The 18,421-nt window shown below is 50.8% G+C and carries 15 protein-coding genes; 6 read left to right on the top strand and 9 right to left on the bottom strand.

The window, feature by feature from the left end; all coding sequences use genetic code 11:
- Positions 1-2: 2 nt before the first annotated feature.
- The 4 genes from ACZ5ZZ_RS12825 to ACZ5ZZ_RS12810 form a co-directional block, all read right to left on the bottom strand.
- Positions 3-1,205: a hypothetical protein gene (locus ACZ5ZZ_RS12825; RefSeq protein WP_464139768.1), complete on the bottom strand. Its 1,203-nt coding sequence runs from the start codon at positions 1,203-1,205 to the stop codon at positions 3-5.
- The gene (locus ACZ5ZZ_RS12820; protein WP_464139766.1) at positions 1,202-1,648 is read right to left on the bottom strand and encodes a pentapeptide repeat-containing protein; all 447 of its coding nucleotides are present in this window, start codon (positions 1,646-1,648) and stop codon (positions 1,202-1,204) included. Before ACZ5ZZ_RS12820 ends, ACZ5ZZ_RS12825 begins: the two co-directional genes overlap by 4 nt.
- Entirely contained in the window at positions 1,638-3,635 is a 1,998-nt protein-coding gene (locus ACZ5ZZ_RS12815; RefSeq protein ID WP_464139764.1) for a hypothetical protein, read from the bottom strand. Before ACZ5ZZ_RS12815 ends, ACZ5ZZ_RS12820 begins: the two co-directional genes overlap by 11 nt.
- A 138-nt stretch (positions 3,636-3,773) precedes the next feature.
- Positions 3,774-4,358, bottom strand: a complete 585-nt coding sequence (locus ACZ5ZZ_RS12810) for a hypothetical protein (protein ID WP_464139762.1) — start codon at positions 4,356-4,358, stop codon at positions 3,774-3,776.
- 141 nt (positions 4,359-4,499) lie between these two features.
- Between ACZ5ZZ_RS12810 and ACZ5ZZ_RS12805 the strand changes: the two genes are divergently transcribed.
- Positions 4,500-5,126 (top strand): hypothetical protein, encoded by a 627-nt coding sequence (locus ACZ5ZZ_RS12805; protein WP_464131608.1) that lies wholly within the window; start codon positions 4,500-4,502, stop codon positions 5,124-5,126.
- Here the strand turns inward: ACZ5ZZ_RS12805 and ACZ5ZZ_RS12800 are convergent.
- The 3 genes from ACZ5ZZ_RS12800 to ACZ5ZZ_RS12790 are packed head-to-tail and all read right to left on the bottom strand — an operon-like array spanning position 5,116 to position 8,065.
- Positions 5,116-6,381: an outer membrane protein assembly factor BamB family protein gene (locus ACZ5ZZ_RS12800; protein WP_464139760.1), complete on the bottom strand. Its 1,266-nt coding sequence runs from the start codon at positions 6,379-6,381 to the stop codon at positions 5,116-5,118. The two genes, ACZ5ZZ_RS12805 and ACZ5ZZ_RS12800, sit on opposite strands and share 11 nt — an antisense overlap.
- Entirely contained in the window at positions 6,378-7,529 is a 1,152-nt protein-coding gene (locus tag ACZ5ZZ_RS12795; RefSeq protein ID WP_464139759.1) for a hypothetical protein, read from the bottom strand. The genes ACZ5ZZ_RS12800 and ACZ5ZZ_RS12795 overlap by 4 nt, the downstream gene beginning before the upstream one ends.
- The gene (locus ACZ5ZZ_RS12790) at positions 7,526-8,065 is read right to left on the bottom strand and encodes a pentapeptide repeat-containing protein (protein ID WP_464139757.1); all 540 of its coding nucleotides are present in this window, start codon (positions 8,063-8,065) and stop codon (positions 7,526-7,528) included. The genes ACZ5ZZ_RS12795 and ACZ5ZZ_RS12790 overlap by 4 nt, the downstream gene beginning before the upstream one ends.
- A 73-nt stretch (positions 8,066-8,138) precedes the next feature.
- Here ACZ5ZZ_RS12790 and ACZ5ZZ_RS12785 point away from each other — a divergent pair, with 73 nt between their 5' ends.
- The 4 genes from ACZ5ZZ_RS12785 (at position 8,139) to ACZ5ZZ_RS12770 (ending at position 15,250) form a co-directional block, all read left to right on the top strand.
- A complete protein-coding gene (locus ACZ5ZZ_RS12785) occupies positions 8,139-11,471 on the top strand; it encodes an Ig-like domain-containing protein (protein WP_464139755.1) in 3,333 nt (1,110 codons plus the stop codon).
- A 183-nt stretch (positions 11,472-11,654) separates the two neighbouring features.
- Complete coding sequence (locus tag ACZ5ZZ_RS12780; protein WP_464120321.1) at positions 11,655-13,421, top strand: DNA topoisomerase VI subunit B; 1,767 nt, start codon at positions 11,655-11,657, stop codon at positions 13,419-13,421.
- Complete coding sequence (locus tag ACZ5ZZ_RS12775; protein ID WP_464120323.1) at positions 13,421-14,584, top strand: DNA topoisomerase VI; 1,164 nt, start codon at positions 13,421-13,423, stop codon at positions 14,582-14,584. The genes ACZ5ZZ_RS12780 and ACZ5ZZ_RS12775 overlap by 1 nt, the downstream gene beginning before the upstream one ends.
- A 273-nt stretch (positions 14,585-14,857) precedes the next feature.
- The gene (locus tag ACZ5ZZ_RS12770; RefSeq protein WP_464139753.1) at positions 14,858-15,250 is read left to right on the top strand and encodes a hypothetical protein; all 393 of its coding nucleotides are present in this window, start codon (positions 14,858-14,860) and stop codon (positions 15,248-15,250) included.
- Here ACZ5ZZ_RS12770 and ACZ5ZZ_RS12765 read toward each other — a convergent pair.
- Entirely contained in the window at positions 15,247-15,888 is a 642-nt protein-coding gene (locus ACZ5ZZ_RS12765; protein ID WP_464139751.1) for a methyltransferase, read from the bottom strand. The genes ACZ5ZZ_RS12770 and ACZ5ZZ_RS12765 overlap by 4 nt on opposite strands.
- Positions 15,889-16,050: 162 nt before the next feature.
- Between ACZ5ZZ_RS12765 and ACZ5ZZ_RS12760 the strand changes: the two genes are divergently transcribed.
- Positions 16,051-16,716 (top strand): energy transducer TonB, encoded by a 666-nt coding sequence (locus ACZ5ZZ_RS12760; RefSeq protein ID WP_464139749.1) that lies wholly within the window; start codon positions 16,051-16,053, stop codon positions 16,714-16,716.
- A gap of 55 nt (positions 16,717-16,771) precedes the next feature.
- Here ACZ5ZZ_RS12760 and ACZ5ZZ_RS12755 read toward each other — a convergent pair whose 3' ends face one another.
- Positions 16,772-18,358, bottom strand: coding sequence for an ArnT family glycosyltransferase (locus tag ACZ5ZZ_RS12755; protein WP_464120329.1), 1,587 nt, complete (start codon positions 18,356-18,358; stop codon positions 16,772-16,774).
- Between the last annotated feature and the right edge of the window lie 63 nt (positions 18,359-18,421).

Below are 18,421 nucleotides of genomic sequence, written 5' to 3'. Positions count from 1 at the left end.
ATCTACGGTTCAAGCTTCAATTTGTTAATCCAGGAGTTCGAAAAGAAAGAGGAATAAGTCAGAGGTTGTTTGCAGACATTTGTGAGTGACACCAACGGTTGCCAGGTTTCCTGGTTTTGATAGCGAATGGGAATATTCAGATCAATCTGCAATACTGTAGGATCTGCCTCGCTCCAGGTGCAGACTTTCTCTGTCAGGCGCATGAATATCAAAGGATCGCAGGAGGTTCGGGTCAGCAGCCAGGGGGGCACTAAGGGCACTTCCTCTTTGCTTTGGGAGTTTTTCCAGATTGTCAGGTGAGGCTGGCACTGTGTTCGTCCGTCGTACATGATCAGGGCATACATTCGTCCTTCACCGGTGAGAGCGGCTTCACCGGGAATGTAGTACTGAGGCAATTGCAACAGAATAAATACGAACAGCAAGGCCTGTGCGCTTCGCTGTTTCAGGCACCGCTTCCAGCTTCTGCTAAACCCTTCCTCTTTTTGCAAAGGTCGGGTGATCAATAAAATTCCCAACAGCAACAACATCACGCCGGGATAGAAGAATCGCGTCAGATGCCAGGAGTACAAATGAAAAAGCACCAGTTGAACAAAGAGGAAATAGAACCAGCGGTCTTTGCGGGCAAATAGCAAAAACATCAGAATCAGTTCGAGAATCAAAACATACCAGACTCCCACGCGGGTCAGAACCTCCGGCACCAGACGGTCATTGATGGCTGCACCGGAAAGCCATTGATGATTCAACTTCAGTATTCCGGCCGTGAAATAGACAACGAAGAAGGCCACGGGCAGGGCCCGGATTCGGCCGGGTACCAGTAAAAACACCAAGGTCAGGATGGTGGGAATGTAGTGGTAATTTCCCGTCAGACGATAATCCAGCAGGATCACGCCGACTTTAAAAAACAAAAGAGTCCATAAAAGAAGAATGGCGCATTTAAAGCGTTGAAGCCCCCAGCAGGCAAGGGACCCAACGGCAAGAATCAGATAGAGCCCAAGAAGGCCACTTAGTATCTCGGCAGAGGGCTTCAGAGCTTCACAAAAAGGCAAGGCTGGCCAACACACAGAAGGGTGGGAGTTGGAGAGAATCAAATGAACGGGACGTTCTGTGAGCCAGAAGACAAAAGTGAAAATATGCTCCAGACTCAGAAGCACACCGATCCAAGCCAGGGATTTATGCTGTTGCAGCTCTTGCAGAAGACTTTTCATGGGACCCTCTTCATGCCAAGCTGCAAGGCTGTTTGTTGCGAAAACGGAAGACGTGTTTTTTCGTCGAACTGCGCCCCTGACAATTGGGCTCCATAAAGCAAGGCCGCGGAAAGATCTGTGCTGCGTAAGTCGGCGTCGCGCAGATCGGCGAAGCTTAAGTGTGCTTTGGAAAGATTTTTTCCAGAAAGATTTTGATTTTTTAGTACGATGAAAGGTGCAAAAAGACGTTCTTGCAGAATGATATCAGAAGCGGGGAACTGCGGGTGCAGTCCAGCGGAAAGAACCGGGAACTGAGGGTTGAAGGTCTGCTCGAGAGAAGGAAAGTTCAGATGATTTTTTTTGGGGGGAGGAAGCAGCCGTCGCCCCCCCTCGAAAAACTGAAAGGTTCCAATGACAATGAGCAGGCTGGCATAGTAGATTCCCAGCGACCGCCTAGAATCCATCCCCATCCCCGTCACAGGTTGAAGGGACTGAGAAGGTCCCCAGACTGACCGTTCCGCCATTCAAACATTGCGCCATGGTTTTGGAACTGCAGGTGCTGCTAGAGATATACACTTGTCCGTGCTGATAGCCGCCACAAGCTGTCCCAGCGGCGACCGCCACATGACTGACGGAAGTGATTCTTCCTTGGCTGTCTACATAGAATCTTGGCACCGCGGTTGAAGTACCATACCAACCAGCTCCGACCCCCGTATTGGTCAGACTTAGCGAGACGGCGCCAGAAGAACCTCCACCGGCAAGTCCCGTTCCTGCTCCGACACTAGTGATCGTTCCGCCTGAGTTATTATCAGCTTGAGGAGTCCATTGAGAACCATTCCACTTCAAAACCTGACCGGTTCCCGGTGCAGTCGAAGCCACTGAGCGGCCTTGAAGACCTTCAACGACCGTGGCGCCCTGAGTGCCCGTGACGTCCCCACCCAGTGAACCATAGAAGCCCGCCGCGTTGCCGGGAATGTTTCCCGTGACCTTGCTTCCAGAAACTGACGCAATTTTGGCGTCAGTGACATTGCCATCCAGAATTTTGACAGTGGTCACGGCATTGGAAGCCAGATCCGCAGCGACAATGGAACCGTCAGCAATCTTGGCAGAATTCACCGCAGAGTCCGCGATATCAGCAGTGGCAATACTGCCATCTTGAATCTTTGACGAATCCACAGAGGAATTTGCCAGATCGGCATTAACGATCGTTCCGTCCTGAATTTTTGTGGAGGTGATGGCTGAATCAGCGACGTCGGCCGTTACGATCGAACCATCGAGGATCTTGGCCGAGTTGATGGCAGCATCAGCCACATCGGCCGTAACGATGGAGCCATCCAGAATCTTGGAAGACGTGATGGCGGAATCCGCCAGGTCCACCGTGACAATGCTGCCGTCCAAAATCTTGGCGGAAGTGATCGCTGAATCCACGATTTTTGACGTGCTGATGGAACCATTGGCAATTTTATTGAATGTGATTGCTCCGTCAGCAATCTTAGAGTTTGTGACAGACATATTCATAATCTTATCTGTGGTCACTGACTCATCAGCCAGCTTGTCAGTGGTGACAGCATTGTTGGCGATTTTGCCGCCGGTGACGGCACTGTTGGCAATATCAGGAGTACTGATGGAGCCATCAGCAATGGTGGAGGAGCCCACAGTGGTATTGCCAGTCATTAAGTCCTGCCACTGTCCACCGACAGAGACCTGTACTGTTTGCGTGGTTTCATCATAGCGCATCAGGCCGTCGCGAGCTGGTGAAGCACTGCCATCAGAGGTGGGGATGCCAATGACTCCGTCGCTGGGAGGAGCCGCTGTGGGATTTAACATGGAAACCAGGCCGTCAAAGTTGGCTGGCAGAAGCAGCTGTTCGATTCGTTCCTGGGTCACTGTGGCCGATGTCTGAATAAAATCACCGGCTTTCTTTCCGCTCAATGCCACAGCGTTATCCGCCTCCAAAGCGAAGGGGACGGACTTCATTTTAAAATCCGGAGCCAGCGTGACAGACTCACTGCCCACGGTAAAGGACACTCGGACTTTGCGTGAATCACCGGGTTGCGGGGTGTAGGTATTCCCGGAAGCGCAGGTGGTCAGACCGGTAATGGGGGCCGAGTTCTTAAGAACCTGGTGTATGGCAAGAAGAGGACCGGTGTTAATAACGGTGGTGCCAGGTTCTGAGGCGCCGATTGTGAAGTTGATGATGCCTTTGCTGTTGGTCATGTTCACGACACGGTTTTCTTCAAACAGCACACAGCTTTCGGCGCCAGGAGAAAGAACTTTGATATTAAAGCTGACATTGGAGTCTTCCAGTGGAAGCCCGTCCGGCTGGATGATCTTACCCTGGACGGTCAGTCCTTGCGGCACTTCAGTTAATGAAACTGATGCCAGTGCGGAAACCGGTGCAGAGAGCAGATATGAAAAAAGAATGACTGTTCTTACTTGTGAGAACCCCATACCTTTTCCTTCCATTTACGTTCATGTTAAGGTCACAAGTTCATCAATACCTATTTTATCGGGTAACTTTCGGTCATTCATAAGAAAGAATCGTGAGGATTACCAACATTTGAGAATAATGTATCAGGCTGAGACAAATCAGCGACGCGAGAACTGCTGGATGTTATTACGGCAGGCGGGACTTAAGGATGCCAGTTGCTGTTTGAGACAACCAAAGTAGCTGGATTGCTTTGGACAAAGACGCTGGATATCGGCACCACAGTCTTTTTGAAATTGATCCCGAACCGCCGTCACTTGGTTGAAGCAGGCTCTTGAAAGCTGTTCTTTGTGATGGCGTAGGCACGCCAGGGGATGCTCGGCCAGATACGGATTTGCCAGACAAAGTTTTTTATAGTCTTCTTTACAGTCAGGTGTCGCTTTTAAAAGGGTTGTCTGAACTTCGTCCGTACTTAAAGGTCTTCGATTATCAAGATAGGCCGCCGCATCTGCGGCGGAGACCGGCACAGGCATCGCGGCTTGAGGTAAGGCCATCGTTGTTGCAGCAGTCACGGACGACAGGGGTGTTGCAGTGGAGCTGGCTTTACCCAGGTTGATCGTGGCCGCCGGGCTGTCAGGAGGTAAAACTTTTTCTGAAACAACTTGGGATGTTTTATCCTGAGTCAAATGCACCGCCAGCAGTGCCGAGCACACTGACAGTAGAACGGTCCCAAGAATTAAAATCATGACGTTCCGGTTATTCATAGGCCCTTGATTATTCGGAACTTTTACTTGTTTTCTTGAGCCCGGTCCTCAACCTGAAGGGAGTGTAATATATAGTTGGCACGATTGCCCGCCGATAAGATGAGGGAAGTGTCGGAGGCATGAATGTACTGGAACCTTGCGATAGCCCTTATATCATTGATGTATTTTACATCAGGATGTTCGCTGGATGCGAGTCTTCAGAATTTGGCCGGCCTGAAAGTGCCGAAACTTCCCCCTGGCATCGAAATAGCCGAAAGACCTGTTAAAGGTGTTGTGACAGACCCAAGCAAAGCTGACTTTGCAAAATCCGAAATCTATGTTGGTTCGAACGGAAAAGCCGATGGCCTGACTGAACTTGAGTTTGTGATTCAGCTGATGAACTCAGATGACACCGTGGTGGCTGGGTATGTTCCTGAGTTTAGCATCACCAAGGGGACAGGTGTGTATCCTTTGAGTTGTTCGGCCAGTGATGAGTTTGGTATTTCCGTCTGCTCTCTGCGCGCGTCAGATCCGGGCATTAAAACTGTCAGTGTCAGCAACATCGGCATCGCTTTGGCCCGGGACATGATCTTTGATGCGATCTCTAAAGACAGCACTCAGCTTGTCAGTGCCGGTGGTGACGTCAGCGTGGCCTCGGATCCGAAGGGGTGGCGTATGACGGGGACGGTAGGCACTCAGTACGATCGCGCGGAAGTAAAAAAGGACGGCTACAAATTGCGTCTGGGGGCGGGTGGGGCCTCTATTGACTAAGCACCAACAGACCGTCGTCGCCCGAAGTTCCCAATAAAAGTTTTCCGTTCCAGAAAACGGGTGAACCTGAAAAATCCCCTTGCAGTTTTATTTTCTGTAAAACGGTCCCGCTCCCCAAATCCAGAAGACACAGGGATTTATTTTCACACAAAACAACGGCCACGTCCTGTGCTTGATAGCTGATGATCAAGGGGCTGGCCTGGGCGCGCTGAGTTCTTTCGAAAATTTCAGAGCTCCAAAGAGATGTTCCTGTAGCCGTTTGAATTGCAAAGTTCTTTGCAAAACCTGTGACCAATAAAAGATCGCCGGTTTTACTCAAGGAGGGACAGCTCATGGCACTGCCATCCAGGGCGGTCTTCCAGATCAACTTTCCTGTGCGATCGTCCAAAGCATAAAGAAATCCGTCCCAAGAGGTGAAGTAAGCACGCCCCCGGGCAATCAAGGCGCTGCACTTGATATCGTCTTGAGTTGCAAAGGACCAGAGTTTTTGTCCAGAGGCACGGTCATAGGCTGCCATGGCCCCGGTGTTTGATCCCATCAACAGTCTTTGTCCATCTTCGCTCAAAGCCGGGGAAGAGTGGGGATGATTTCCCACCAAGGGTGAAGTCCAAACCCACTGTCCTGTTGTGGCGTTGATGGCTAATAAAAAACCGTCGGGATCAGCCAGCTCCACCCCGACATAAAGAAGGCCTTCATGCAGAAGTGGTGAAGAGCCGATGGTGACACCGGTTTTTGTTATCCAGCGAATTTTGCCCGTACGTTTATCCAGACTGTAAAGAAAGCCTGCATAATCACCAATATATAAACTGTCCTGATCCGTCAGTGGAGTGGAGTGAAAACCGCGGCTGCTGACACCGGAATAAAACTGCCAAAGCAGTTTCCCCTGCCAACTGTAGGCGCGAACAAACCCGGTGTCATCGGCGACATAAAAGCCATCGGCATCCACTGCTGGACTGCTTTTGCTGGCGCGGTGAATGCCGTTATTTAAAGTCGGTATTTTCCAAAGCAGAGAAAAATCCGTAAAGCGCGGCAATGTGGCATGACTTCGCCCGGATCTTTGTGAATCCCCGCGATAGGTGGAAAGGGCTGAGCGGTTTTGCAATGTTGAAAGATCATAGGTGATGGTCGCCCCATGCACTGGAGCGCTCAGCTTGGAAAAGCGCAGTTCCTTGTCCAACAGAGGCCAGGTTTTAAGTTCCGCCCGGACCAGCAGAACCACGATCAGCAGGCTGTACAGAGTCAGCATGATTTTCATAGAACCTCCGCCCAAAGAAGTTCGGTCGAGGATTTTTTGCACACATCCCGGATCAGAAGGCGCGTCTGGAACTTTGATTCTGTGGTTCGGCGGGACTGCAACCAGAAGTCCATGTTCTCTGATCGGTCTTTGCAAAGAGTCGGTATCTGGGACAGGAAAACAATCGGATCACACTGCGTGCGGGTGGAAGGCGCCTTCACAAAAGGATCGTAAACTTCGTTGGCGCGGTCCTGATGGCGAATGAGCAGTGTTTCGCACTCCATACGGGCATCAAGCATATTCAACGAAACCAGTCGGGGAGTGCCGCTGGCGGCGGGATCAGAACTCGCGAAGTAAGGAAGAAGCTGAAGCAGAATCAGGATGCCGCCGAACACCAGCGTGGTGGTCTGTTTGAGGATGAATTGATTCCACGCAGCTTCCCAGGGTTCTTTGCAAAAAGCCGGCAAAAGAAAAATTGCCAGAAGCAGGAACATGGTTAGCGGATAGAAGTAGCCGACGATGTGCCAGGAAAATATATGGAACAAGATGAATTGAAAAAGAACCACATGGCGAAGCCACGCTTTGGAGCTAAAAAGTCCCAGTACCAGAATACATTCCAGCAAAACGGCGTAGACCAGACCCGCATGTTCCAGGGCCCCAGGAAGGGCGCTGGGATGAATCAAGGCCACCCCGGACAGCCATTCCGGATTGAGTTTCAGAACGCCAGCCCCCCAATAGAAAATGCCCAGGCAGAGCGGGATCAGAGTTTTCTTGTAAGGCAGGAATAAAAAAGCCCCGTGGACAACAAAGCTCATGTAGTGATAGTTCCCCATCAAACCGTAAGACAGGCTGGTGAAGAAGATCTTTAATCCCACAAGTAAAAGCAGTCCCGCATAAGCCAAGCGCGTTCTTTTCAGGACAAAGAGACCCGCGACGAACAATCCCAGGAAGGCATAAATTTCAAGATAGGTCGCAGCTGATGCTGTCGAGGAAAAGCGCAGCGCCTGGCAAAAGGGCGCCCAGGGCCAGCACAGCGGCGAGGACAGTTCGCCGGCTTTCACAACGAGATCCAAGGATCGGTCCATCCAGAAATAAGCTGAAAGAACGTGAGTCAGGGCCAGCAAGGCCCCATAAAATTGCAAGGCGCGGGATTTTAAAATCTCTTTCATTGTTCCGCCTTCACTTGCAGTTTCCATTTTTTAAGTAGTTCGGGATGGGCCGTATTTGCGGTGTTTTGATCCAGGGTGCAGTTTTCAAAAGTGCTGTTGATAAAATCCACGCGACTCAGATCCGAATTCACGAAAGAGGTGTTGCGGAAGGTGCTGGTTAAAAAACGGCTTCCATCCAGACGGACATTGGCAAAGGTGACATTTTCAAACAGGCAAAGAGTGCATTTTGCGCCTGCCATGTTCGTATTCATAAAGCGCACGTGAGTGAATCGTGTCTTCAGTGCTTGCACCCCGTTCAGACGGGAGTCGATGAACGACGAATTATCGAAGGACATCTGAAACCACGAGCTAAGAGTAAAATGGCTTTCTTTGAATTCCGCATTGATGATCTGTGAAAGGGCCAGAGGTTTTTCAGCGTATTCGATCTTATCTAGTTTTTGACCGCTCCAGGGGGATGCGTTCAGGGGCGCCGCATGAAGGGCGCAAGACACGGTCATGGCAATGATGAAGTTTCCAGACAAATACCGAAGTCTCATTGTGAGATAATAGTGACACTTTTTTAATGTCAAAACAATCCAGAATTACCTGAAATTTCCGATAAATATAAAGATGATCAAGGGACGTTACTTTATTTTTGTCATCATGATGACCTGTCTTTCAGGCTGTATGAATGCCGACTTGTCGGTGTTGTCCAGCAACTTGAAAAGCACCTTGGCTCTTCGTCCGGCCTATAAATCCACATCCACAATGAACATTCGCTGGAGCACCAGCGGCGGCTCCGCGCAGCCGGATTATTTCAAACTGGAATACTCAGCCGACGGTGGGAGCACCTGGGTTGTAGCTGATGCCCGCATCACCACCGCAGGTTCTTATGACTGGCTTTTGAGTTCGTTGGTGCCGGGAAGTTATAAGGCCCGTTTGACCGCAGTTATCAGCGAGTCTCAGGAAACGATTCCATTGGGTGATTTTTTGATTGATGATCAGGCTCCGGTGGCTGGCGCAGTTCAAACGATCCCGGTGACGGAGGATACTCCGTCCGGATTCCTCTTAAACACCCCGACAGAAAATGATCAATACGAAATCGTGATTGTAACTCATCCCACCAAGGGGACTTTGACTGGTTGTGGGAACGGGCCTGTCTTAAGCTGTCATTATACCCCGCAGTTGAACAATGAGGCGGATGATTCTTTCACCTACAAAGTGATCGACCGGGCTGGCAACGAATCTTCACTGGTGACCATCACCCTGGATCTGCAACCAGTGAACGATCTTCCTGTGATCAGCACTTTGGCGTGCCCCACCACCGTCGGGGAAAATTACAATTATTCATGCACGATCAACGCCACGGATGTGGATCTGCCGTCGCCACTGACTTTGACGTATTCACTGGATGTGGCCACCACCTGCAGTGGCTGGCTTGGGATCAATTCCACGACGGGTGAAGTCAGCGGCACACCAGCCGCCGCGCAAGTGGGAACCACTTGCCATGTGTCCGTTTATGCCGAAGACGATCAAATGGGTCGCAGTAGTTCCTTTGCCTGGGATCTCACCATCACGAACTCAGCCCCCATCATCGTGGTCAGTGGGGGGCCTTATGTGATTTCAGAAGATGCCCCTTTAGCCACGGTGATCCCGGCGGCCAATGTTTCTTCGATTGAAGAGGCCACAAGCACTTACAGTTTGGTCACACCCACGGTGGCCGGGGACCATTGCGAGGATTTCGCGATGGCACCAACCGCGACCAACTACAGCATTGATCCTGTAACCGGGGCTTTTTCCTTCCGTCCGGCGGCAGACTATGATGGTGTTTGCCATATTCGGATCGCTTTAACGGACGGATATCCTTCCACAGGTTATGCGGATGTCGCGATTACGGTGAACAATGTTCAGGATGCGCCTGTGGTTTCCGCCAATCTGCTTCCATGCTCGTCTTCTGCGACCGAGGACGTGGCCTATTCTTGTACGGTCGCAGTTGTTGATCCGGATCAAGAAAACCTGACAATCACACGCGATGCTTCTGATTCATGTTCCTGGCTGACGATCACACCCTCTGCGGACGGACGATCTGTCGCAGTCAGTGGCACTCCGGAGGACACTCATGTCGGGACTTGCCGTTTGGCTGTGCAGGCCACTGATCCGCAGGCGGCCTCGGACATGGAATACCTGGATATCACCGTCAATAATGCGGCCCCGACTTTGACGCTGGGGACGCCCACTGTTTTGACAGAAGATGATCCGGCTTTTGTCAGTCTGGTGCAGGTTCTCAGTGACCCTCAGGTGTCTTCTTTGGATGAAGGACAGGGGACGTATTCACTGGTGTATACAGGCTTGTCGGGAACAGCATGCAATGATACGGCGGTGGTGCTGACTCCAGCTTCGGATGTGATGATTGATCCTGCCACGGGGGCCGTCAGTATTAAGCCGCGAGCAGACTATTATGGAACTTGTTACGCCAAGATTCATTTTGATGACGGAAATGGGGCGGGGAACTCCGTTGTACAGCAGGAGATTTCAATCATCGTCAACCCGGTCAATGATGCACCGTCAATCACCGCAGTTCCGGCGACACATGAAATACTACTGAACCCCACGGGAGCCACGCCTTCGTCCTTCAGTCTGACAGTGGATGTCGGCCCGACAAACGAGGAGGCTCAGCAGGTACAAATGATCTGCACCAACTCAAACCCCACACGATTGACTGTGGACTGCTCACAGACTCGCATCGGGGATGGTGGATTGACAATTCAGCTTTCAGCAACTGCGGGACTGGATACATCTGCTGTGGTGACAGTGAAGTTGAAAGACAATGCCGGCGGTACAGATGAATCCGCTGTCGCCACGATCAATGTCAGTATCACCGATGCTGTTGTGTTGGCGGCCATTGCCACTGATACAGCCAACTACAATATCTATTCGCAAGCCGTTGCTCAGTACAGTGGTGCTGTGGCTTCTTCCAATCGCACGTTTGTGGTGACGGTGAATTCCGGAGTCAAAGTTTCCAGTGCGGATCCGGCTCAGCCAGCGATGCGAACCGGCTCCCTGGCCGCGGGCGCTCGGGTGCGATTGATTAATAATGGCTGGATCGTCGGAGCTTTCGGCGCGGGAGGACTGGCTTCAGCCGGTGCAACGGGCGCACAACGTATGGGTCAGCACGGAGGCACAGCCTTCAAAATTGATGATGTCTATTCACAGGTCACAATCTTAAATAACGGAATGATCTTTGGCGGTGGAGGCGGTGGCGGTCGCGGCGGCACGGACAACTCGGATGCCGGAGCCGGTGGTGGCGGTGCCGCGGGTGAGGGGCCTTCCACGGCGGCACTCTCAGGAACTGCCGGTGCTGGCGGTGGTGGAGGCGGGGGAGCTTTGGCAACCTCATTGGCGGCGGGTGCTACGCCTGCTGGAAACTATTCTCCTGCCAATGGCCTATCTCCAACTCACGGATCCGCCGGACAAGGTGGCAGCAGTTGTTTGATTGGTTCGGGATTGGGTAACAATCCCGGTGAGGCCTACTTTGGACGCGGCGGTTTTGGTGCGGGATTTGGAGGCGGTGCTGGGGCCTGCTCAACGACCTATGGTGGTGGCGGAGGCGGTGGTCACTTTGGTGGCGGCGGTGGTTCTGGAGGCCTGGCCGATTTAGGTGATGGTGGCAACGTCAATACGGACACCAACGGATATAACGGTGGAAATGGTGGAGCGGCGATAGAGGTTCCAGCTTCCGTGTCGGTTCCCGCAGATATCGCAATCGAGATCATTCCCGGAGGCGGCAGTCAGATTGCCGGCTGTGTTTGGAATGATATTTCCGGAGTTTATCTTTCAAATGTGGTGAGTGACACAGACATCAACAATCGTGTGTTGAGCTACTCTTCGACGGCAAGTCAAAGCGTCAATGCGCCTTCCAGTCTGAAAATATGGTCTAATGGGCGCGGAAAAGCCTATCGATAGCTATGAAAAAAGGGGGGTTTTAGACCCTTCCAGACCCTGTTTTTGAAGCTCTTCAGTTCCTCGCATTTAAATTTACGCCAAGCATCACCGAGCCTTAAGTCTTGCTTTGACCCCCTGCGTTCGGCTTAACCTATGAAAGTCATTCATTAAAATTCGTTAACATCGTGTAAGGATTAAGCGACTGTGAGCAAAATTACCAAAAGTAGCACAGCTGAATATTTTGCTAAGAACCTCCAGCAGGTGGGTTTTTCATCTCCTTTGAAGGCCGTTTTGACGACCTTGAAAGAAGCCGTGGACAACTCATTGGATGCGTGTGAATCCGCTGGCATCTTGCCTGATCTCCTGGTTGAAATCTCCAAAGTGGGAGCGGGCTCAACCAAAAATACTGATTTAATTCGCATCGTTGTCGAAGATAACGGCCCGGGTATCGAGGCCGAGGATCTGGCCAAAGTTTACGGTGAATATCTGGCGTCTTCCAAGTTCGGTCGCGGACAGTGTTCCCGTGGTCAGCAGGGTATCGGTATTTCTGCAGCAACAACTTGGGCGCAAATGACCAATGCCCGTGGTGTGAGTGTTATTTCCAAGACTAAAAAAATGCGTAAAGCGATCTCGGCGCAAGTGGACGTCGATATCAAATCCAATACTGGTGTTCTGAAAAACAAAGAAACTCTGGATTGGGACCGTGAACACGGCACCCGCGTTGAATTCGTGCTGGATGGCCGTATTCAATTGAACGGTGACGGTGGTCTTTTGACTTACATCGAGGGCACCATCCTGGTGAATCCTCATATGACCATCACCTACAAGCTGACGGACGCGGACTTTGTGACTGTGACCCGCGTAAGCACCGATGTTCCGAAAGTTCCGGAAGCGTCTTTGCCGCATCCTCATACGTTCAAACTGGGTGAGTTCATTACGCACGCCACTTTGTTCGGTAAAACGACTTTGTCCAAATTCTTGAAAACGGGCTTTTCCCGTATTTCTGATCAGGCTATTTCTGATTTCGTAAAAAAAGGTCTGCCAAAAGGTCTTCTTGAGAAGCCTTTGACCTCTTTGAGTGAAGAAGACTTCAAAAAAGTCTTCCAAGCTGTGCAGAACACAGACTTGATGGCTCCAAGCACGAAGTCCGTTCTGACCGTGGGTGAGGAGGCGTTGTCCAAATCCATCACGCGTCTGGGGGAAATCGATTTCTTCGCGGTGGTTACTCGTAAACCGACCATCTGTGACTTCAAACCTGTTGTGGTGGAAGTGGCTTTGGCGCGTTTCAAAGACCGCAATCAGCAAAACGATTCTCCGGTGACGTTGCTTCGTTTTGCCAACCGCGTTCCGCTGCAATTCGATAAATCCGGTTGTGCGATCACCTGGGCGATTGAATCTGTGAACTGGAAATCCTATGGTTTGGGTCAGCCTAAAGACTCTTTGCCACTGGGGCCATACATCTTCGCGGTTTCCATCGTGTCTCCGTTTATTAAATTTAAAAATGCCTCCAAGGAAACGATTGATGCGTCCGAGGAACTGGTAGCGGAAATCCGTCTGGCCTTGATTCAAGCCGGTCAAAAGCTGTCCCGTCACATCAAAAAAGAAGTGAAGGAAGCAGATCTGGAAAGAAAGCTTGCTCATATCGAGCAGTTCGGTCCGATCCTGGTGGAAGGTTTGGCAAGAATCATCAAGGCACCAGAGTCCCGCAAGAAGAAAGCCGAAGAAGGTTTGAAGAAACTTTTGGGCCGTGATTCTGAAGAGGCGATGGCTGATCTGGAAGCCGCGGAATCCAAGCTTCTTGAGCAGAAGAAACGCGAAAAGAAAAAAGGTATTGATCACGGTGACGAAGATTTCGATGTGATTTCTTCAAGTGATCTGGTGGAGGAAGCTTCTGAGGAACCGCAAGGGACCAAGAAAACCACCACAAAAAAGACTGTAACCACTAAGAAAACCACTGGGAAGAAAAGCTAATGGGCAAACTACTCAGCATTCGTGACCTGAAAATTGATATTCCTAAAGAAGCCCGCATCCTGGCAGATAAAATGTTGAGGGATCTGGAGTCTTCCAAACGTCCGGTTCTGGAGGCGGTGAAAACCTCTCTGGACAACTCCTTGTACAACTCCAAAGTGGGTTATCTGACTCCGGGGGACAAGGTTGTTCGCACCGAACTGAATGTGTCCTCTGTACAAAAACTGGCACGTGTTGTTTTCGTTTTGGAAATCCTGTTGAACAACCTGGAAAAAGGCGCAGTCAACACCAAGCGTGAGCTTTATTACATGTGTAAAGGTCTGATCAAAGGCAATCCTCGTTTGAAGCCTTTGGACTTTGATGACCAACCGGAATCTGATGCCATCATCGACTTCATCGGTGACATGCTGGAAGTTTACCGTGAGGAACTGAACTGTTTTGCCAATGATCGTGGTGGTCAGACGTACTCCCAGCAGTTGATCGTGACTGAAACTTTGGCCGATGGCGATAAAGCCGTGGTGGATCTTTCCACTCTAGGAACATCTCCGTTCCAGCCAAAGAACAAACCGCAGTCTTTGAAACTCAAGGCAAAGAAGAAAATCGACTTCTGCCTGATCGTGGAATCCGAAGGTACGGCGAATACGCTGGTGACCATGGGCTTCACCAAACGTAACAACTGTATCGTGATGGGTGCTCAAGGGGTTCCATCCAACGGTGTACGTGGCTGGTCTAAGTTGATTCAGGATGAATTGGATGTGCCAATGTACTTCTTCGGGGATCTCGATGCGTACACATTGCAAAACATCTTCCGTACTTTGAAAGCCGGTTCTGCGGCGTCTTTGATCCGTAATGCTGACTTCTCCGCTCCGAATGTAAAATTCCTGGGCGTGTTGCCAGAAGACGTGAAAAAATACGATCTGCCTCACTACAAAGTGAAAGAATCTGATCCAGCCGAAGCCCGCGCTTTGAAAAAAGCCAAAGATGCTTTGGAAAACGATCCGTTCTTCCTGGATAAAAAGAATAAAAATCTGGCAGACATTCTGCGTTGGTTGATCAAAGAAAAAATCCGTTGCGAACAGCAATCCTTCTTCTCTGTCGACCCGAACGATCCAATCAAGACAGAAAAACTGATCCTTGAGAAAATCAAACGCGGATCTTACGTCTAAGATTTTAAATAAGATAAAAAAACACCAAAGCCCCTGTCCTCACGGATGGGGGCTTTTTTTTGCCCGGCTTCCGCCAGCAGAGCTGAAGCTCGGCTCCAGCCGGCAGAGCTGTAGCACCGGAGGTGCGCAAGCTGAAGCAGCCGGCGGTTTTCGGTGGAACACCTTTTCGCCGACTTTTATGAAGATTCCGAAGGCTTCGGGAAAAGCTGTGGCGGGCGTGAGGAAACTTTGTTAGACAGGGCTCGCTGTTTGCCTCGAACCGAAAGGACTTTCATGAAAACACTGTTTTTTGCTCTGGTCTCTCTATTGATGGGTTGGACGGCGCAAGCTCGCCCGGTTCCGGAAACCTATGCGACTTGCCAGGGAAAGCTCTATGATGGAACTGCTGTGACCTTCACTGTGCGCGAAATGGCGGTGGTCGGTCTTGCGCAAGGGCTTTTGCAGTCTGAGGCGGATCAGGCAGTCAGTTTGACTTGCCGAAATTCCACCGGGTCGTCATCCAAGGATCGTGTGGTGATGTATGTCTGCACGGAAAATCGTGCAGGGGATGGCAAGGTCAGTGTTCGTCTTGAATACGGGTTCAGCGGGCATTTGATCGGCCAGATCCAACGGGAACAGATGTTCCCCCTGCCAGCACAGACCATCGGTCATCTTTTCTGTCGTTAAGAGATCATCACCACAGGTGTGCCACGAATATCGGCCACCTGTTTGATATCCCGTCGACCCGCCAGTATTTTACGAGCCTCATTCAGGGGACTCCAGCCATGGTCTTGTAGATCACGAAGCAGAATGTAAGCGCGGCCCAGAGGATTCAGGGCCTGGTCGATGGCTTCAATCAAAGTTTTAAAATCTGAATCGATAAAAAAGCGGCAGCGATTTTTGAATTCCGAGGGCGACATCTTGCCCTGGTTCAGTCGAAAATAGGGTGGGTTGCTCAGAATCAAATCATACTTTTCTGAATCAGGCATCGACTTCAGGGATTCATAATTTTGATTGAGAAAACGGACTGAAGGCAAACCGTCACCAAAGTTTTTCAGGTTTTCTTCAAAGTAGGGTTGATACACCTTCTGCACTTCCAGAAAATCAAAGTGCGCAGGCATTGTGAGCTGAGCCTTTTTAAGGTGAAACAGAAAGTCCAAACCCACGATCCCACAGCCTGAACACAGATCCAATCCGCGCCACGAGCTTAAGTCGCCAGAAACCAGTTCAAACACCTGACGGGCTAAAAACACGGAATCGTGGGAAAAACGGTATTCCTCCGGCTGGGTGTAGTGAAAGGTAAAATGGGGGTTTATTGAGCTCATAGGGTCCCGCAGTTGTAAAAGCTTGGGGGAAACTTGTCCATTTTTTCATTTCGTTTTCATTGGGCGGGTCTGAAAGCTAAATTAATTACATTTGAGGCCATTTTAGGGTCGTCTGGTTGAGTTTTTGGGGCCAAGAACTTATAAAAGGGGCAAGCAAATCCTATGAAAATATCCAAGCTGGCTCCGAACATGAATGTTTCCCTGATCCTTTCCGTCCTGTTGCACGGGGGGCTGTTCGCGTTGGCTTTAGGGATGGCGGCGCCAAGTGTGGTGCCTTTGCCGGTGGGTGTGGAACTGATGTATGGCGATGGCGGAACAGTTCAGGCTCCCAAGCAGGAAGAAATTATCAAAGCTCCGAAGATGAAGGCCCCAGTAGTGGTGGATAATTCCGACGGCCCGGCGATTAAGACGGAAAAGGTCACGGAAGCCGCTCCTCAAGAACAATCACCAACTGGCAAAACGGCGGGCTCCTTGGCGGGCACTTCGGATAAAGGCGCTTTGGAAGGTCGTGAGGGTGTTGCCAATGGGATCGAAGTTTCCCCCGAGCAACGCTATCTTTATGAAATCAAAAAACTGCTGGAGCGTCGTAAACGCTATCCCGTGCTGGCTAGAAAAATGGGTCAGACCGGTAAAGTCACCATGCGCTTTACTCTGGCTCAGGATGGCTCGTTGTTAGCTAGCGAAGTTTTAGAAAACGCTCCGTACGATACTTTGAATCAGGCCGCTTTGGATCTGGTCAAAGGCATCCACGGCATGAAGCCCTTCCCACAGGAAATCCAAAAGACCTCCTGGGTTATCACAGTCCCCATTGAGTATGTCTTGAATTAAAAAAACGCCGCTTCTGAACGAGCGGCGTTTTTGTTTGTGACTTCATTTAAATCAACTATTTCGTGATGCCCTGGAAGTTCTTGCAGAAATAGATGAAGAACGTGCGGGCGTGGATGCCGTGACGGAAGGTTTTGAGTTCTTCCTTTTCACAGGAATCCCACTTGGCCCACTCAATGGGGTTGGCCGGATACTTTTCTGAGCTCACAAAGATCGCATTTTGACCTTTTAAGTTGTTCATCTCCTCCGGGGATTGCATCACGGTGTAGTTGCTGACCGTGGAGCTTAGCATGTACACCTTCTGCTTGGTGCCCCAAGTGACCTGTGCGGTATTTTCATAACGGTGAGCCGCGATGAACGGCTTGCTGCCGCTTTCGGCGTGGATTTCACGCTGACGGCGGTTTACGTATTTGCCCAGTTCTTCCCAGCCCGTGAATTCATTACTGAAATCGTAAGTGGTTTTCCATTCTCCATTGGGATTGAATAGATGGAAAGCTTTGGGAATCCACGGATACGCAAACGGAGTGTAGCTGATCAGACCCAGAACGATAAAGAATCCCGCAATACCCCAGGTGAAGACTTTACTGCGCGCTTTGACGATCTGACGACGACCCCAGACAAGTCCCTGGGACCAGATCGCACCAGCCCCCATCAAAAGCAGGGTGTAAGCAGCCCCGCTCCAGTGCGGTTTATAATCGGCGAACAACGGCTGCGGATAGAAGATTGCGATGGATGGCAGGGTCAGGCACAGCAAGAATCTCCAGCGCGCCTCCTGGCGCTTTACGAAGGATGTGATGAAAGCCAAAGCGATCAGCACATACAGGAACGGAGTTGCAAACAACAGCTGCGCACTGAAGAACACGAACCAGCGATTCAAGTTGAAAGATTCGCCCGTGTGACGATCATGGAATTGATATTTGAAGCCCGGCCATTCATGGATGTGATTCCAAAGGAAGATCGGCGTTGCCAAAGCAGTAGCGATCAGGAAGCCCACCCACGGCCACGGAGTCAGGAAATCTTTGCGGCGAGATGGTGTCGCCAGCAGATAGATACCAAAGCCCGGAGCCAGCAAGGCGATGATGAATTTGGAGTTCAGCCCCAAGCCCATCAGAACCCCCAGCCACAGCCAGGTTTTTTTCACACTCCAGGCTTTGTCGTCTTCGCGCACCCCTTGCCAGAAGACGTAAGAAGCTGCCACCCAGCAGAGCATGAACGGAGGTTCTGGAGACGCCACGTAACCGCCAAAGCCCCAGAAAGGGGACCACAGCAAAACAACGCCGACAAAAATCGCAGCCCAGTCATCGAACAGATCCCGAGTCAGTTTATAAAGTAAAACCACGGTTCCAACAAAACACAGGAACCCCGGCAGGCGGACCCCCAGATAGGTGTCACCAAAAAGACGGGTGGTGATGGCTTCCAGCCACGCGATCATGCCTGGATGGTCGAAGTAAGAAAGCTGCAACCATTTCGCCCAGGACCAGTGGTAAGCTTCATCGTCAATCAGGCCGATATTCAGCGAGAAAAAAGCTCGGAAAAAGAGCGTCAAAATAAACAGGATGACTACTTTTTGAGAGAGAGTTTGCTGCTTCCAGAAGTCACGAATCACGGCCACGTCCTCACGGTCGAAATCAGGTTGTTGTGTCAATGCTCTGTCGTAATATCTTGGGGCGTTGCTGGCAACACATCCCCGCATGACAAACGGTGTAAA

This window comes from Bdellovibrio sp. HM001, assembly GCF_055397275.1.
Note: the sequence above shows the minus strand (reverse complement) of the source record. Positions and strands in the feature narration are given on the sequence as shown.

Coding starts and splice junctions, on each gene's coding strand:
- ACZ5ZZ_RS12825 (WP_464139768.1), bottom strand. CDS start 1,205: ATGAAAAGTCTTCTGCAAGAGCTGCAACAGCATAAATCCCTGGCTTGG.
- ACZ5ZZ_RS12765 (WP_464139751.1), bottom strand. CDS start 15,888: ATGAGCTCAATAAACCCCCATTTTACCTTTCACTACACCCAGCCGGAG.
- ACZ5ZZ_RS12795 (WP_464139759.1), bottom strand. CDS start 7,529: ATGAAAGAGATTTTAAAATCCCGCGCCTTGCAATTTTATGGGGCCTTG.
- ACZ5ZZ_RS12760 (WP_464139749.1), top strand. CDS start 16,051: ATGAAAATATCCAAGCTGGCTCCGAACATGAATGTTTCCCTGATCCTT.
- ACZ5ZZ_RS12820 (WP_464139766.1), bottom strand. CDS start 1,648: ATGGATTCTAGGCGGTCGCTGGGAATCTACTATGCCAGCCTGCTCATT.
- ACZ5ZZ_RS12810 (WP_464139762.1), bottom strand. CDS start 4,358: ATGATTTTAATTCTTGGGACCGTTCTACTGTCAGTGTGCTCGGCACTG.
- ACZ5ZZ_RS12775 (WP_464120323.1), top strand. CDS start 13,421: ATGGGCAAACTACTCAGCATTCGTGACCTGAAAATTGATATTCCTAAA.
- ACZ5ZZ_RS12800 (WP_464139760.1), bottom strand. CDS start 6,381: ATGAAAATCATGCTGACTCTGTACAGCCTGCTGATCGTGGTTCTGCTG.
- ACZ5ZZ_RS12815 (WP_464139764.1), bottom strand. CDS start 3,635: ATGGGGTTCTCACAAGTAAGAACAGTCATTCTTTTTTCATATCTGCTC.
- ACZ5ZZ_RS12770 (WP_464139753.1), top strand. CDS start 14,858: ATGAAAACACTGTTTTTTGCTCTGGTCTCTCTATTGATGGGTTGGACG.
- ACZ5ZZ_RS12785 (WP_464139755.1), top strand. CDS start 8,139: ATGATCAAGGGACGTTACTTTATTTTTGTCATCATGATGACCTGTCTT.
- ACZ5ZZ_RS12790 (WP_464139757.1), bottom strand. CDS start 8,065: ATGAGACTTCGGTATTTGTCTGGAAACTTCATCATTGCCATGACCGTG.
- ACZ5ZZ_RS12805 (WP_464131608.1), top strand. CDS start 4,500: ATGTACTGGAACCTTGCGATAGCCCTTATATCATTGATGTATTTTACA.